The organism is Exiguobacterium sp. SH5S4 (assembly GCF_004337045.1).
GTDB lineage: Bacteria > Bacillota > Bacilli > Exiguobacteriales > Exiguobacteriaceae > Exiguobacterium > Exiguobacterium aurantiacum_A.
Map to the genome: position 1 here is coordinate 134862 of NZ_SJUQ01000004.1, position 14343 is coordinate 149204.

Here is a 14343-nt window from a genome sequence, read left to right on the forward strand (position 1 = left end):
TTAGGAGGTCATCTCGATGACAATGGGATATGTACACTCGGTCGAATCGTTTGGAACCGTTGACGGCCCGGGAATTCGTTTTATCGTCTTTTTGCAAGGTTGTGCGCTTCGCTGCTTGTATTGCCACAACGCTGATACGTGGGATTTTAAAAAGAATAACCATCGTTCGGCCGAGGACGTCATTCAAGAAGCGCTCAACTATCGTCCGTTCATGGAAGCATCAAAAGGCGGCATCACAATTTCAGGGGGCGATCCGCTCGCGCAGCCAGAGTTTTTAGAAGCGCTGTTGCGTGAAGCGAAAAAACACGGGCTCCACACGACGCTCGATACGTCGGGTGCACTCCGTCCTCCTAACCTTGACGCCATCTTAGACCACACCGACCTCGTCTTACTCGATATTAAACACATCGATGACGACATGTGCAAGAAACTGACAGGACGGAGCAACGCCAACACGCTCGCGCTTGCTGAACATTTATCCGAGCGCGGAACGAAAATGTGGATTCGCCACGTTCTTGTCCCGGAATGGACGCTTGATGAAGGGGCGCTCCGGCGCACGGCGGCGTTCATTCAAAAACTCGACCACGTCGAGAAAGTTGAAATCTTGCCGTATCACGAGATGGGCGTCTATAAATGGGAGGCGCTCGGCCTCGACTATCCATTAAAAGGCATCAAACCACCGACGACGGAAGAAGTCGAGTGGGCGGAAGGGATCTTGCAAGGTACAGTCTAAAAAAACTGCGCAGACCGTTATGGTCTGCGCAGTTTTTCGTGTTATAGCCGTTTATCACGCACGTGGCGGCGAATAGCGTCCTCATCGAGCGGACGGTTGGCGACACCGGTCTCGACAGCCGTCTTCGCGACGGCGATTGCGACGGCCGGTGCGACCCGCTCGTCGAACGGGCTCGGGATGACGATGCCGTTCGCGAGGTCGTCCTCTGTTAATAAGTCAGCGATCGCATGGACGGCCGCTTCTTTCATCTCTTCGTTGATCTCTGACGCCCGGACGTCGAGCGCCCCACGGAAAATACCGGGGAAAGCGAGGACGTTGTTCACTTGGTTGGCGAAGTCCGAGCGACCGGTCGCGACGATGCGGGCCCCTGCGGAAGTCGCGAGATCCGGCATAATCTCTGGAATTGGGTTCGCGAGGGCGAAGATGATCGGATCCGTGGCCATCGTGCGGACCATGTCCTCGGTGACGGCGCCGGCGGCTGAGACGCCGATGAAGACGTCGGCCCCCTCGAGCACGTCGGCGAGCGTACCGATGTGGAGCTTCCGGTTCGTCGCCTTGGCGATTTGGTCTTTGAACGGGTTCATGCCGTCGGCGCGTCCTTCATAAATCGCACCTTTCGTATCACAGATGACGAGGTCCTCGACGCCGAAGCGCTTGAGCAGTTTGGCGATGGCGATTCCGGCGGCCCCGGCCCCATTCATGACGACACGCAGTTCAGGCATCGTCTTGTCGACCAAACGGAGTGCATTGACGAGGCCGGCCAAGACGACGATCGCCGTCCCGTGTTGATCGTCATGGAAGACCGGGATTGGGAGCGTCTGCTTCAACCGGGCCTCGATCTCAAAACATTCGGGTGCCTTGATGTCTTCTAAGTTGACGGCGCCGAACGTCGGGGCCAGTAGTTCGACCGTCCGCACGATCTCATCGACGTTGTGTGTGTCTAAACAAATCGGGAACGCATCGACCCCGGCGAAACTTTTGAACAGGACGGCCTTGCCTTCCATGACCGGCAACGCCGCTTCCGGACCGATGTTGCCGAGCCCGAGTACGGCGCTTCCGTCCGAGACGACGGCGACCGTGTTGGCGCGCAACGTATATTCATAGGACAGCTCTTTATTGTCGGCGATGCGGCGGCACGGTTCGGCGACGCCCGGTGAGTAGGCGAGGCTGAGCGCTTCTGTCGTGTCGACGTCGACTTTTGGCGTCGTTTCTAATTTACCGTGGTGCAAAGCATGCATCTCGAGTGCGCGTTCGTTCAATGTTTTCATAACTCTCTCCCTGTGTGCGTACGATTTTTTGTCTGTCACAATCGACTACATTGTATCGAAGAAACCGCTTACTTTCGAGCGTTTTACCTGCTATGGACGCAATTATTTCTGAACGATTGTTCATATATGTAGAATTGGTCCTGACAATTCATTGTTCGATACATTCGATGTACCAGATTTTCTGATACCGCTATCATCTCAGTCTACAGACCGAGGAAAAACAAGCCTTCCGCTCGTCGCCATCTTTTAAATGGCGTATTATGATAAGAGTGTACTTAATGAGGAGGGATGACAGATGAATCGCCAAGTGAAGCAAGTGTTGTTCATCGTGGCGGCAATCTCTCTAGTTCTCGTCCTAATCGGCTTTTTACCAAATATGATCATGTTTGGTTTGGGGGCGCTCTTAGCACTTTGGGCTGGAGTCAGATTCATGGCCGTGACGCATGTCGGCGCAAAAATCGGTTACGGCTTGCTCGCCGTGATCGGGATCATCACGATTTTGTCGAATATTTGGGCGTTAATCGGAATTGTGGTGGCATGGATGTTGTTTAAAGGGTATATGATGTATGCCAACCAAAAGCGGGACGTTGAGATCTTAAATGCGGACGGGTCGCGTGCTAGTCGTAGCAGCTTCCAATCGTTCGATCAAGTCTGGCAAAAGTTTGTAAACCGTCGCTAAGTTTTTAGAAGGAGGATTTTATGATGAAGACACCATTTGATCAGTTTCGTGATTTAGCTAACGAGTTGACGAAAGAATTTTCAAAAGAAATGAAAAAGTATCAAGATAAAGAGGCGCCACGCTCGAGTGGGGAAGCCGAATTGAACCGCCACATCCGCGGCGCTGAAAAAGAGGCGTTGTCGGTCGAACGTCTCGTCGAGCGTCAGAAGGCGTTGCTCGGCGAACTCGCGACGAAGCGTGACGATGCCAAATTGATGGCTGACAAGCGCTACGAACAGACAGAGCTCGCGAAACAAGCCGGCGAAGAGAAACTGGCTGAACGCGCTGCTCTCGAGTCAAAACATTACGGTGAACAGTATCGCTACTTCGAAGGCTTGTTAGACGAAGGCGGTCGTGAACTTGATGCCCTTGAGCGCCGTGCCCTTGAGATGCGCCTCAAACTCGACGAGATGCAAAACAAGCGTTACGAGTTCGCGATGCGTGAGAACCTTGATTTGTTGAAAGGTGCGCTCGATCAAATCTTCGGAGCGGACACATCGAAGTCGCATCCGTTCACAGAAGAAGAGAAGAAAGACGCAACGAAAGAAGAACCTGAGGTCGACGAAAAAATCGACGCGATGGACGAAGATGATTTCGAAGCAAAATTAAAAGAACTTGAGCGTCGCTTTAAACAAGACTGACGTACTGGTTCAGCGATGGTCCAGAATATTTTCGGGCCATCGCTTCTTTGCTTCATTGTACATATCGATAGGGAGGGGGGATCAGAGTGGAACGTTGGAACACACGCCAAATCATCGGCTTCATGATTATTTTATTTGCCATCGGACTATTTATCGACATCTTGACGGGTGGGAACAGCGTCCTCTTCAGCATGATTGTGCCGCTCTTATTGCTTTATATCGGGCGTCGCTTCAGCCGGAAAGGAAATCAGCCGGTCAGTTATATCTTTTATGGGATTGGCGGCGTGATGCTCGTCGGACTCATCTTTTCTTCGGCCGCGTTCGGGTTCGTCTTATCAGGATTATTGCTCATGTTCGGGTACCGTTTGTATAAAAATCGACCGCTTGAGTCGAGTCGGTTCCGGTCGCATATTCGTCAAGAACAGGCGTTTTCGTTCGGGACGAAAGAGTCGGGCCATTACGTCTTGCAAGACACGAATGAATTCTTTTTGCTGCGCGACGTCGAGATGGATTTATCGCGCGCCATCATTCCGGAAGGGGAGACGTTCTTGCTCTTGAACGGACTCGCTGGGGATATCCGCATCCTCATCCCGGCCGGTTACGATTATTCGATCGACGCCTCGATCGGTTTTGGCAAGATCCAAGTCGATGAATCGAACTATTCACCGGTGTTTAACCGCCGTTTTTATACGGCGTCCGATGAGTATCAAGCAGCGAACCGGAAAGTCCGGATTCATATCGTGCTCATGAGCGGAAGCGTCGAGGTGATGACCGTATGAAGAAGGATTCTTACCCAAGGACGGTCGTCTGGCACCAATTATTCAGTAGTCTACTGACGGCGCTATTCGTGACGATTGCATTTCTAATAGGTGACTCGACTTCACTCCGAGATTTATTTACACGTGAAGAAGGGTTGCCTTTCGGTGTGTCTATCATTGTCATCGCCGTCTTGATCGGCAGCATATTTGGAGTTGGCTCTTATTTTTATTTACGCCGGGATTTCCGTGAAGTGGCGATTGCCCTATGGAAGCTCGAGAATCAAAAAGAGATCGTGTTCCGGCCGTTATCGCCGTACCGCGACACGCTTGAACGGATTGTCCGTATCAGCAAACAACGTACGGAGATGATCGAAGTCGCCAAACGGGTCGGCGATCGGCCGGTCAGTGTCGAAGAGGCACGTAGCGAGGCGGTCGTCGAAGAACGTCGTCGCGTCGCCCGTGAGCTGCACGACTCGGTCAGCCAACAACTCTACGCGATCTCGATGATGACGACAGCGGTCAAGCAGACGATCGAATCGAAACCGGAACTCGCCGCTAAACAGATCGGTCAAGTCGAAGTCATGGCACAGACCGCTCAGGCCGAGATGCGTTCGCTCTTGTTGCAGCTTCGTCCCGTCGAGTTAGAAGGGATGACCTTGAAGACGGGGATTGAACGTCTGTTAGAAGAACTGTCCCGCAAACAATCGACCGAGCTCATCTGGCGTCTCGAGGAAGTGAAATTGTCACGCCATGCGGAAAATGAGTTGTTCCGCATCGTTCAAGAAGCGATCAGCAATACGCTCAGGCATGCCAAGGCGAAGCGGCTCGAAATTGAAATGCGGACCGTCCAACAGACGGTCATCTTGAAAATAAATGACGACGGGATCGGTTTTAATGTCGAGGATACACAAGTCGCCTCATATGGCTTACAATCGATAAGAGAGAGAACGGCCGAAGTCGGCGGGACGTTACGTCTCGTCAGCGTGCCTGGAGTCGGTACACAAATCGAAGTGCGTGTGAAACAACAAGTGGAGGGGTTAGAATGATTCGAGTCGTATTGATTGATGATCATGAGATGGTCCGGGCTGGTGTCTCGGCATTTCTGTCGACACAGCCGGACATTGAAGTAGTCGGGGAAGCGTCGGACGGGGCGACCGGAGCGGAACTCGCCATCGCTGAAAAACCGGACGTCGTCTTGATGGACCTCGTGATGGAGCCTGTGGACGGAGTCGAGTCGACGAAGCGTATCAAAGCGAGCTGGAAAGATGCGAAAATTTTAGTCGTGACGAGTTTTTTGGACGATGAAAAAGTGTATCCGGTCATCGAGGCCGGTGCGATGAGTTATGTCTTGAAGACGGCGAACGCGAATGAAATCGCCAACGCGATCCGTCAGACGGCAGCCGGTAATCCGGTCATGGCCGCACAAGTGACCGGCAAGATGCTCGAACGTCTGCGGCATCCGGAGACGACCCTTCATGAAAGTTTGACGGCGCGGGAACGCGAGATTTTGCAACTGATGGCCGAAGGCAAGGCGAACCAAGTCATCGCCGATGAATTATACATTTCGTTGAAGACGGTGAAGACGCACGTCTCGAATATTTTGACGAAGCTTGACGTCTATGACCGGACGCAAGCGGTCGTCTATGCGTTTCAACATAATTTAGTGGACAAATAATCACTCGGACGGGGGAAACGGGATGATTCCAACGATTGAAACGGAACGACTGCAGTTACGGCAGTTACAACCGACCGATGCGGAGCGTCTATTCACGATTTTTTCAAACGTCGACGTGTTGCGCCATTATGGGATGGAGCCGCATCAATCGCTTGGACAGACGGAACAAATGCTATTCGGGATGCTAGAAGGGATTGCCGACGGGTCGATCATGCGTTGGGGCATTATGAGGAAAGGTAATCCCGAGTTGATGGGGACGATCGGCTTCCACAATCGCGCCCCGCGCCATCGACGTGCCGAGATCGGTTATGAGATCCATCCGCATTATTGGCGGAACGGCTACGCGACAGAGGCGTTGCAGGCGGTATTGACGTTTGCTGCGTGTTCCGCAGATATCGAGCGAGTCGGGGCTATCGTCTATCCTGAAAATATCCCTTCGCAGCAACTGTTAGAACGCAATGGTTTTATTCGTGAAGGAACACTGCGCCACTATATGCGCCAAGGTAATCAAACATACGACGTGTACGTATACGGCTACATAGCGAAAAAAGACGGACCACAATGTTAAATTGTGATCCGTCTTTTTTTATTTTTTCTGAGCTTGAATTTGTTCATCGATTTCAGACAAGTACTCCCAGCGCTCCATTTTTTCTTCGAGTGTTTGCTTGAGGGTACTGATTTCAGCGTAAAGATCGTTCACTTTTCCGAGATCGCTACCGGCATCGGCGAGTCGCGCTTCTGCAGCTTCGATTTTCTGTTCGGTTAGAGCGATCTCTTCCTCGATCGTCTCCCACTCTTTTTGTTCTTTAAAAGTGAATTTGACGACGTCGACTTTGGCGCGCTCTTTCTTGTCTTTCGGTTCTTTTTTAAGTTGACGTGCCTCGTCTTGAAGCTCGGCCAGATAATCGCTATATTCGGCGTGGTAGACGTTGATTGTCCCCTCTTCGAAGGCGATGAGTTGCTCGGCGATACGGTCAAGGAAGTAACGGTCGTGACTGACGGCGATGACGGTTCCTGGGAACGACTCTAAGTAGTCCTCTAAAACCGACAACGTTTCCGTATCGAGATCGTTCGTCGGCTCATCTAAGAACAAGACGTTCGGCTCATCCATCAAAATCCGCAGCAACACAAGGCGCCGCTTCTCGCCACCGGACAGTTTACTGATCGGTTTATATTGGGCGTCCGGTGTGAACAAGAAACGCTCGAGCATTTGACCGGCGGTGATCGTCTCGCCGTCCGGTGTGTAGATGACTTGGGCGATCCGTTCGATCTCGTCGATGACCCGTCGCGTCGTATCGTCAAATTCGACTTGTTGACCGTAGTAACCGATGTGAACCGTCTCACCGTGGACGACCGTGCCTGACGTCGGTTCGATGCGACCGGCGAGTAAGTTCATGAGCGTCGTCTTGCCGCTCCCGTTCGGTCCAACGATGCCGTACCGTTCCCGGCGTCCGAACAGCCAACTGAAATCGTGAATGAGCGGCGTGTCCGCATACTGGAACGACAACTGTTCGACTTCGATGACTTTTTTACCGAGCCGGCGTGAACCGACCGATACGTCGAGCGCATCGTCTTCGGCGAGTGCCTCTTGCTGCTTTAAGCCCTCGACACGTTGAATCCGGGCTTTCTGTTTCGTCGTCCGAGCTTTGGCACCGCGGCGTAGCCAAGCGAGCTCGCGTCGCAAGATGTTTTGCCGCTTTTGTTCCATCGACTGGGAGCGGGCTTTGCGTTCGGCCCGTTTCTCGAGAAACAGTTCATAGTTCCCGTCATAAAAGTAAGACGTGCCGTCGGCAATCTCGAGAATATGGTTCGTCACACGGTTCAAGAAATAACGGTCGTGGGTGATGAGCAAGATCGCGCCTCGGTAGTCCGCGAGAACCGTCTCGAGCCAAGCGATCGTATCGGCGTCAAGTTCGTTCGTCGGCTCGTCAAGTAAGAGCAAGTCGGCTTCGTCGAGCAAGGCCGCAGCGAGCGCGACCCGTTTTTGTTGGCCCCCGGAGAGGGAACTGATCTCGGCCGACACGTCGGGTAACCCGAGCCGATTCAAGATCGACTTCAGCTTCGCTTCCGTTTCCCAAGCGTCAGCGGCATCGACCGCTTGCTGTGCTTTCATGAAACGTTCGAGCCATTGCTCGCTCGATGGGTTCGCCTCGAGTGCTTGGCGAGCGAGCTCGTATTGTTTTAACGCCAAGACGGATGGGGTGTTGCTCGTGAACAAGGCGTCTAAAATTGTCTGACCGGGAGCGAAATCGACGGTTTGCGTCAAATAACGAATCCGATAGTCGTTCGGATGTTGCATCGTGCCTTTGTCTGCTGTTTCGACGCCGGCAATGATTTTTAAGAACGTCGATTTCCCAGAACCGTTGACGCCGATGACACCAATCCGGTTACCGGGATGAATCGTCATCGTGACGTCGTCAAACAAGACTTTATCGGCGAACTCTTTACGGATGCCTTCGATTGTTAATAAACTCATTTGGAACCTCCTTCAACGACTTGGCGAATCATCGCTTCTACTTTCGCTGTCAAATCTTTATTCGAGACGTCAGCCGGGTCGATAGCCGGTAAAAACGTCACATCGACGATACCCGGTCTAATCCGGTTTTTCATTTCGAGCAGGTGATGGCTGCCGTTGATCGCCACCGGAACGATTTTTGCTCCGCTCGACGTGGCGAGCGTCAGGCTGCCGGCTTTAAACTCTTTCATCGGCCCACCTTTTGAACGAGTGCCTTCCGGGAAGATGATGATTGACTGTCCGGATTGGATTGTCTCGACACCGGCGCGGATCGCTTTGACGGATTGGCGGCGGTCGCTGCGATCGATAAAGATGCAACCCATCAATTCCATCCAACCCGCGATCATCGGAATTTTTTTGACTTCGATTTTTGAGATGAACGCTTTCGGATGGTTCGTCGCCGTGATCATGATCGGGATGTCGAAGTTTCCTTGGTGGTTGGCGACGTAGACGACCGGTTCGTTCGGAATATGTTCTTGTCCGTGCACACGGACTCGGGCTCCGGCCACTTTCAATAAGAAGCCGGCCCAGTTGTAGGCGATTTTTTGAACGTAATCGTATCGTGCCGGTACGTCGAGTCGTTTTGCTTTCGGATAAAACGGAAGCAAGACGGGCAAGACGGCGAAGAACGAGAAAAACCAAATGGCGGTGCGTAACATAGTATCAATCTCCTTTTCAAAATAGAGCCAAACAGCAAGAAAGAGTCTTCTTCTCACACAGAGAATCTGACTCTTAGACATGAATCTTTATTCCCAGAAGCGAGAATCGGTTTCCTCTTCTTCTTCCTCGAGTTCGAACGTAATTCGTTTATTCACCGGGTCAACGACAAAGTAGGCACCGTCTTGCTCGATGCTCTTAAACTGCATCACGTGATCACTGCCAATTTCTAAGGTGAGGCGGATTCGGTTGTCGTCATCGACGAGCAAAATGCCGTCTTCTTTCAGCCACAGCTCCATGACGGGTGAATAGCGTAACAGCCATTCGTTCGATAAAGGGATTTCATTCATTCGTGTTTGTGCCTCCTACGGTCCAAGTCCGTTGTGCTCTTCTATCTAGAATAGAATACCAAAAGTGGCGTGGGAACACGAGCGTTATGTAGAGCGTTTGCGTGAACTGGAGTGCATGCGAGCAACGATGCGGTCGATGCGCTTTTGATTGCGCCGTTCTTTCAGGAGCACGTTCATTTGTGCGATAAGCTGTTTAAATGAAGATAGACCCATGGCGAGCAGCGCCGCGAACAAGAATGTGCCGATTGGATCTTTGAAAAAACCGGTTTGGAGCGAGACGGACAAACCGACGACTGAAAGAATCGTGGTGAGAAAATAAAATAGCATGAGTGACTCTCCCTTCCCAGATGATTCAATTGAAAAAACCGAACGTATTTCTCGTTCGACAAGTGAGTAAAAAATTCCTTTTTTTGTCGAACAAAACAAAAAAACGCCTTCTGACGAGCGAGAGGGCGCTTACTCTTGAACCATCGTGACGGAAGACGATACGTTCGTATCGACACCGTTTGAGAATATGAAACTCAGCGAAGCAAGAAGAGCGAAGAATGCAATCAAAAGGCCCTTCATGAAGCGTTTCGCAAATGAGCGAGATTGAACATCAAACATTTTATTTCCCCCGTTCGGACATTGCTGAAACCTGATTTATAAACAACACTTCTTTAATAATAACGTTTTCAAAAAGTGGATACTAGATGGAAAAACATTGTTCACAAAATTGTCACAAAATTCCGTCTGATACTCGGTCGATTTAGAAGCTTGACGGTTGGGTGGTTCATTGTCTCGTTCACAAATTGGACACAATTGACCTGAAGCAGGAAAAGGAACGTGATATGATTAAGAACGTGTGTAGGTAGGTATACTGACAGTAATAAGATGAAAAAGGATGTGTATAGAATGGTATTACGTGCAGGAGATGTAGTCGATCTAGTTGCGGAACGTTCAGCCGATTTTGGCGTATTTATTGGGAACGGCCGTGAAGAGGTATTACTTCATCGGAAAGAACAAACAGAAGAAGTCACAGTCGGTCAAACGGTGCGTGTCTTCCTATATCATGACTCGGAAGGCCGTCTCGCTTCGACGATGACGATTCCGAACGTATCGTTTGAAGAATATGAATGGTTCGATGTGACAGGCGTTCGCTACAATACGGGCGTGTTCGTCAACATCGGCATTCAAAAGGATGTGCTCGTCTCGCTCGACGACCTTCCTGAAAACCGGACATATTGGCCGAAAGAAGGCGATAAGCTATGCGTCCGTCTCAAGTACGATCAAAAAGGCCGTCTTCTCGGAGAACCGGCTCATTATGCGTATTTGAACTTGCTTGCCCGTCCCGCCAAAGAAGAGTGGGGCAATCAAGACGTTCAAGCGATCGTCGTCAACAAACGTGACGTCGGTGTCAACGTCTGGGTCGAGAATGAATCACTCGGTTTCTTACATGAAGCAGAGATGACGCGGTGGCCGCGTCTCGGCGAACAGTTAGCAGTACGTGTGACGCAAGTGAAGCAAGACGGTACCGTTCTTGTATCGATGAAACCGCGAGCGTATGAAGCGATCGACCCGGATGCGGAAAGCATTCGTTCTTACATCGAAGAACGCGGTGGTGAAATGCCTTACGGCGACAAGACAGCCCCAGACGTGATCGACCGTGAGTTTGGCATGAGCAAGGCGGCCTTCAAACGGGCGCTCGGGAAGCTCTTGAAAGAAAAGCAGGTTGAAAAACTCGACAACGGGTATAAATTGAAATAAGATTACTCATGTCCAGGTGGCTAAAAAAAGTTTTAGAATGTATTTCTTTCATTTTAGAAACAAATGCGGTATAGTAATAAGAGTTGACTACGAGGAAACATTTAAAGAACGTCTGCAGAACTAACCTCAGACGTTTTTTGCATGAACAAAGGAGAATATAATTTGACAAAATTTCAAGATTTACAGTTAAGTGAAGCATTAGTAAAAGGTGTACTCAAAATGGGCTTCGAGGAAGCGACACCGATCCAAGCTGAAACAATTCCAATCGCACTTACAGGAGCGGATGTATTAGGCCAAGCACAAACAGGTACAGGGAAAACAGCAGCTTTCGGTATTCCGACAATTGAGCGAATCGACACAAAGGCGCGTCAAGTCCAAGCACTTGTTCTTGCACCGACACGTGAACTTGCGATTCAAGTTGCAGAAGAGTTAAACAAAATCGGGGAAACGAAGCGTGTATACGCACTTCCTGTATACGGTGGTCAGCAAATCGACCGCCAAATCCGCGGCTTGAAAAAGAACCCGCAAATCGTCGTTGCGACACCTGGACGTCTCATGGACCACATGAAACGCAAGACGATCAAACTCGACGAGATCCAAACAGTGATTTTGGATGAGGCGGATGAAATGCTCAACATGGGCTTCGTTGAAGATATCGAGATGATTTTGAAAGGCCTTCCGGCTGAACGTCAAACGCTTCTCTTCTCAGCGACAATGCCACCACAAATCAAGAAGATCGCTGAGCGCTTCATGAAGTCGCCAACAATCATCAAAGTGAAATCGAAGGAAATGACAGTTGAAAACATCAACCAACAGTTCCTCGAATTGCGTGAAGGTCAAAAATTCGATACACTTTGCCGTTTGATCGACATCGACTCACCAGAACTCAGCATCATCTTCGCTCGTACGAAGAAACGTGTTGACGAAGTTACAGAAGCACTCATCAAACGTGGTTACACGGCTGATGGCCTTCACGGTGACTTGACGCAATCAAAACGTGACCAAGTCATCCGTCGTTTCAAAAACGGCACGATCGACATCTTGGTCGCAACAGATGTAGCGGCGCGTGGACTTGATATCACAGGTGTCACACACGTTTACAACTTTGACGTCCCACAAGATCCGGAAAGCTACGTGCACCGTATCGGACGTACAGGCCGTGCTGGTAAAACAGGTACTGCCCTTACGTTCATCACGCCACGTGAATTCGGCCAAGTGAAGTCAATCGAACGTGTGACGAACAAGAAAATGAACCGTCGTCACGTACCGACGATCGCAGAAGTACTTGAAGGAAACCAAAAGCAATCAGCTGAAGATTTGATCGAACGCGTTCAAGCGGGCGATTTCAAAGCTTACACGCAACTTGCGACTGAGCTCCTTGAAGAGTACGAAGCAGTCGAGCTTCTCGCAGCAGCACTTCGTGGTTTGACGAAAGAGCCAGATTCAACACCTGTTGAAATCTCTTACGCAGAACCAGTCCGTGTGAAACGTCAAGGTGGACGCAACGACCGCGGTGGATACCGTGGCGGCGCACGCAGTGGTGGCGGAGACCGTCGCACTGGCGGCGGAGACCGTGGCGGACGCTCAGGCGAACGTAGCGGTGGCGGTGGATACCGTGGAAAACGCACTGGTGGGACTGACGATCGTCGTCGCTCATCAGAAGACCGTGGCCCACGTCGTCCGCGTGACTAATCGATAAAACGAAAACCGCATTTCCTTAAGTGGATTTGCGGTTTTTTTATTTATCTCATGCTACACTGAACGAGTAGAGATTGAAGGATGAGGTGTCAACGGATGGTAGAACTAGGTTTAGGTCTCGTCATATTATTGGCGTGCATCCTAGCATTGAAGCCGATTGTTATGCGGACAGTACGTCCGAATTTCCGATATATTCCGGTCGCCACACTTTTGTTTGGCGCGATGATTTGGTTAGTCATGGCCATCGGCGTCGGCGGGAAGATGGGAATCGGATACGGTGTGATGAGTATCGTGTATTTTATTGCTTGTTTCGGTGCCTATATGTATGTGCATACACGAGCGAGCTGAAACCGGCTCGCTTTCTTGTTTCGAAAATGAGGATGAGGTGATCCAATTGGATGCAGTGGATGTGATGATGAATCCAAATGAAGTCGAAGTGACGTATGAACCGATTTTCGGGGCGGCCACGTTTCAAGTGGAAGGCTACATGGTACACGGCCATTTCAGGGGCGAGTCGCTCACCCCGTTCTTTTATGATGACGACGTACCGGTCGAGTATCAACTCGACATCGCCAAGCGGATGGAACGGTTGGCCGCCGAAGCGTTGCGTGACGAAAAGCAGTTCGTCACGTTCCGCTGCCGGTCGGAATGGATCCTTGAAGAAGGGGGCGAAGCATTTTTAGCACCGTTACGGGAATTGAACTTCCCGCTCCACCGGATATTTGTGACACTTCAAGGGACCGAGCTCGTCGATGTGTCTCGTCTGTCCCGCGTCGTCCAATATTATCGATCTTCTGGTGTGAGAGTCGCGCTCGACTTCGCGGAGTCGACGAGTATCGAGGACATCATGACGATTGCACCGGAGTTGTTGCTTGTCGATTTAGCAACGATGGTCGAGAAGAAGACGTTGTCGGTGACTTACCCCCAAATGCTCCAGACGATGGAATACATTGCTTCGAAACTCGGGGCCCCGCTGCTCTATAAGTCAATCGATCATCTCGGTCAGTTGCGTTACGCCTGGCAGCACGGTGGAAGTTACTACATGGGTGGCTTGTTAGGTCGTCAAGAGGATTTCCCGCCGCGTGAAGCAAAAGGAATGAGTGTGCTCACGCAAGAAGTTCCAGCGTTCTTCCTGCACGACCAAGAGCGATTGAAGCGGTTGTATGAGCTAGAATTCGAACTTCACGGAAAAGTCGCGGAGCTCGTCCAAACCGGGAAATGGTCACGGGATAAGAAGGATGAATGGCTGCTCCATATCGCCCCTAAATTAGAAGGGATGCTCGTCCGCTACTACTTGACCGACCAAACGGGCTTCCAGACGAGTGCGAACGTCTACCAAGAGCAACACGTTTGGAAAGTCGATAACACGTACCGAGGCTATAACTGGAGTTTTCGACCGTACTTTATCCGGACGATGGCGGCGATGAGTGTTCGCGGGCGGGGCTATTTGTCGGAAGACTATCGCGACTTCAGCTCCAACGAAGTGACACGTACGTTCAGCTATCCGTTACCGGACGGCATGTTTTTGTTCGCCGATTTATCAGAAGAGTACTTATACCAAAACCGATTATTAGATTGAGAGGG

Annotated in this window: 16 protein-coding genes; 11 read left to right on the top strand and 5 right to left on the bottom strand. The window is 50.9% G+C overall.

Going from position 1 to position 14343, the window contains the following annotated elements; translation table 11 throughout:
- Window positions 1–16 precede the first annotated feature (16 nt).
- Window positions 17–733: a pyruvate formate-lyase-activating protein gene (gene pflA, locus EVJ32_RS04125; RefSeq protein ID WP_131456843.1), complete on the top strand. Its 717-nt coding sequence runs from the start codon at window positions 17–19 to the stop codon at window positions 731–733.
- 41 nt (window positions 734–774) lie between these two features.
- Here pflA and EVJ32_RS04130 read toward each other — a convergent pair whose 3' ends face one another.
- Window positions 775–2001 (bottom strand): NAD(P)-dependent malic enzyme, encoded by a 1227-nt coding sequence (locus tag EVJ32_RS04130; protein WP_131456845.1) that lies wholly within the window; start codon window positions 1999–2001, stop codon window positions 775–777.
- Between the two features lie 295 nt (window positions 2002–2296).
- Between EVJ32_RS04130 and EVJ32_RS04135 the strand changes: the two genes are divergently transcribed.
- The 6 genes from EVJ32_RS04135 (at window position 2297) to EVJ32_RS04160 (ending at window position 6361) form a co-directional block, all read left to right on the top strand.
- The gene (locus EVJ32_RS04135; RefSeq protein WP_016508398.1) at window positions 2297–2680 is read left to right on the top strand and encodes a lmo0954 family membrane protein; all 384 of its coding nucleotides are present in this window, start codon (window positions 2297–2299) and stop codon (window positions 2678–2680) included.
- A 23-nt stretch (window positions 2681–2703) separates the two neighbouring features.
- Window positions 2704–3360: a PspA/IM30 family protein gene (locus tag EVJ32_RS04140; protein ID WP_131456847.1), complete on the top strand. Its 657-nt coding sequence runs from the start codon at window positions 2704–2706 to the stop codon at window positions 3358–3360.
- Window positions 3361–3446: 86 nt separating this feature from the next.
- Window positions 3447–4139 (top strand): cell wall-active antibiotics response protein LiaF, encoded by a 693-nt coding sequence (gene liaF, locus EVJ32_RS04145; RefSeq protein ID WP_131456849.1) that lies wholly within the window; start codon window positions 3447–3449, stop codon window positions 4137–4139.
- Window positions 4136–5164, top strand: coding sequence for a sensor histidine kinase (locus tag EVJ32_RS04150; protein WP_131456851.1), 1029 nt, complete (start codon window positions 4136–4138; stop codon window positions 5162–5164). The genes liaF and EVJ32_RS04150 overlap by 4 nt, the downstream gene beginning before the upstream one ends.
- Window positions 5161–5793, top strand: a complete 633-nt coding sequence (locus EVJ32_RS04155; protein ID WP_131456853.1) for a response regulator — start codon at window positions 5161–5163, stop codon at window positions 5791–5793. The genes EVJ32_RS04150 and EVJ32_RS04155 overlap by 4 nt, the downstream gene beginning before the upstream one ends.
- A 22-nt stretch (window positions 5794–5815) precedes the next feature.
- Window positions 5816–6361, top strand: a complete 546-nt coding sequence (locus tag EVJ32_RS04160) for a GNAT family N-acetyltransferase (RefSeq protein WP_131456855.1) — start codon at window positions 5816–5818, stop codon at window positions 6359–6361.
- An 18-nt stretch (window positions 6362–6379) separates the two neighbouring features.
- On the opposite strand, the gene EVJ32_RS04165 is transcribed toward EVJ32_RS04160, so the two are convergent.
- From EVJ32_RS04165 to EVJ32_RS04180, 4 genes are all read right to left on the bottom strand, one after another.
- Window positions 6380–8269, bottom strand: coding sequence for an ABC-F family ATP-binding cassette domain-containing protein (locus EVJ32_RS04165; RefSeq protein WP_131456857.1), 1890 nt, complete (start codon window positions 8267–8269; stop codon window positions 6380–6382).
- Window positions 8266–8967, bottom strand: a complete 702-nt coding sequence (locus EVJ32_RS04170) for a lysophospholipid acyltransferase family protein (protein WP_131456859.1) — start codon at window positions 8965–8967, stop codon at window positions 8266–8268. Before EVJ32_RS04170 ends, EVJ32_RS04165 begins: the two co-directional genes overlap by 4 nt.
- 87 nt (window positions 8968–9054) lie before the next feature.
- On the bottom strand, window positions 9055–9315 hold the full coding sequence (locus tag EVJ32_RS04175; RefSeq protein ID WP_016508370.1) for a hypothetical protein: 261 nt from the start codon (window positions 9313–9315) through the stop codon (window positions 9055–9057).
- An 84-nt stretch (window positions 9316–9399) separates the two neighbouring features.
- Window positions 9400–9642 (bottom strand): hypothetical protein, encoded by a 243-nt coding sequence (locus tag EVJ32_RS04180; RefSeq protein WP_070328917.1) that lies wholly within the window; start codon window positions 9640–9642, stop codon window positions 9400–9402.
- Window positions 9643–10209: 567 nt separating this feature from the next.
- Here EVJ32_RS04180 and EVJ32_RS04185 point away from each other — a divergent pair.
- From EVJ32_RS04185 to EVJ32_RS04200, 4 genes are all read left to right on the top strand, one after another.
- On the top strand, window positions 10210–11061 hold the full coding sequence (locus EVJ32_RS04185) for a CvfB family protein (protein WP_131456861.1): 852 nt from the start codon (window positions 10210–10212) through the stop codon (window positions 11059–11061).
- A gap of 162 nt (window positions 11062–11223) precedes the next feature.
- Window positions 11224–12753, top strand: a complete 1530-nt coding sequence (gene cshA / locus EVJ32_RS04190; RefSeq protein ID WP_070328919.1) for a degradosome RNA helicase CshA — start codon at window positions 11224–11226, stop codon at window positions 12751–12753.
- 102 nt (window positions 12754–12855) lie between these two features.
- Window positions 12856–13107, top strand: a complete 252-nt coding sequence (locus tag EVJ32_RS04195; protein WP_035385950.1) for a hypothetical protein — start codon at window positions 12856–12858, stop codon at window positions 13105–13107.
- A gap of 55 nt (window positions 13108–13162) precedes the next feature.
- Window positions 13163–14338, top strand: a complete 1176-nt coding sequence (locus EVJ32_RS04200) for an EAL-associated domain-containing protein (RefSeq protein ID WP_236637632.1) — start codon at window positions 13163–13165, stop codon at window positions 14336–14338.
- The last annotated feature ends 5 nt before the right edge of the window (window positions 14339–14343 follow it).

What these genes read in the sequence shown, in the direction of transcription:
- EVJ32_RS04170 (WP_131456859.1), bottom strand. Translation starts at nt 8,967, where the DNA reads ATGTTACGCACCGCCATTTGGTTTTTCTCGTTCTTCGCCGTCTTGCCC.
- EVJ32_RS04185 (WP_131456861.1), top strand. Translation starts at nt 10,210, where the DNA reads ATGGTATTACGTGCAGGAGATGTAGTCGATCTAGTTGCGGAACGTTCA.
- EVJ32_RS04165 (WP_131456857.1), bottom strand. Translation starts at nt 8,269, where the DNA reads ATGAGTTTATTAACAATCGAAGGCATCCGTAAAGAGTTCGCCGATAAA.
- EVJ32_RS04150 (WP_131456851.1), top strand. Translation starts at nt 4,136, where the DNA reads ATGAAGAAGGATTCTTACCCAAGGACGGTCGTCTGGCACCAATTATTC.
- EVJ32_RS04175 (WP_016508370.1), bottom strand. Translation starts at nt 9,315, where the DNA reads ATGAATGAAATCCCTTTATCGAACGAATGGCTGTTACGCTATTCACCC.
- EVJ32_RS04130 (WP_131456845.1), bottom strand. Translation starts at nt 2,001, where the DNA reads ATGAAAACATTGAACGAACGCGCACTCGAGATGCATGCTTTGCACCAC.
- EVJ32_RS04140 (WP_131456847.1), top strand. Translation starts at nt 2,704, where the DNA reads ATGAAGACACCATTTGATCAGTTTCGTGATTTAGCTAACGAGTTGACG.
- EVJ32_RS04195 (WP_035385950.1), top strand. Translation starts at nt 12,856, where the DNA reads ATGGTAGAACTAGGTTTAGGTCTCGTCATATTATTGGCGTGCATCCTA.
- EVJ32_RS04155 (WP_131456853.1), top strand. Translation starts at nt 5,161, where the DNA reads ATGATTCGAGTCGTATTGATTGATGATCATGAGATGGTCCGGGCTGGT.
- pflA (WP_131456843.1), top strand. Translation starts at nt 17, where the DNA reads ATGACAATGGGATATGTACACTCGGTCGAATCGTTTGGAACCGTTGAC.
- EVJ32_RS04180 (WP_070328917.1), bottom strand. Translation starts at nt 9,642, where the DNA reads ATGCTATTTTATTTTCTCACCACGATTCTTTCAGTCGTCGGTTTGTCC.
- EVJ32_RS04135 (WP_016508398.1), top strand. Translation starts at nt 2,297, where the DNA reads ATGAATCGCCAAGTGAAGCAAGTGTTGTTCATCGTGGCGGCAATCTCT.
- EVJ32_RS04160 (WP_131456855.1), top strand. Translation starts at nt 5,816, where the DNA reads ATGATTCCAACGATTGAAACGGAACGACTGCAGTTACGGCAGTTACAA.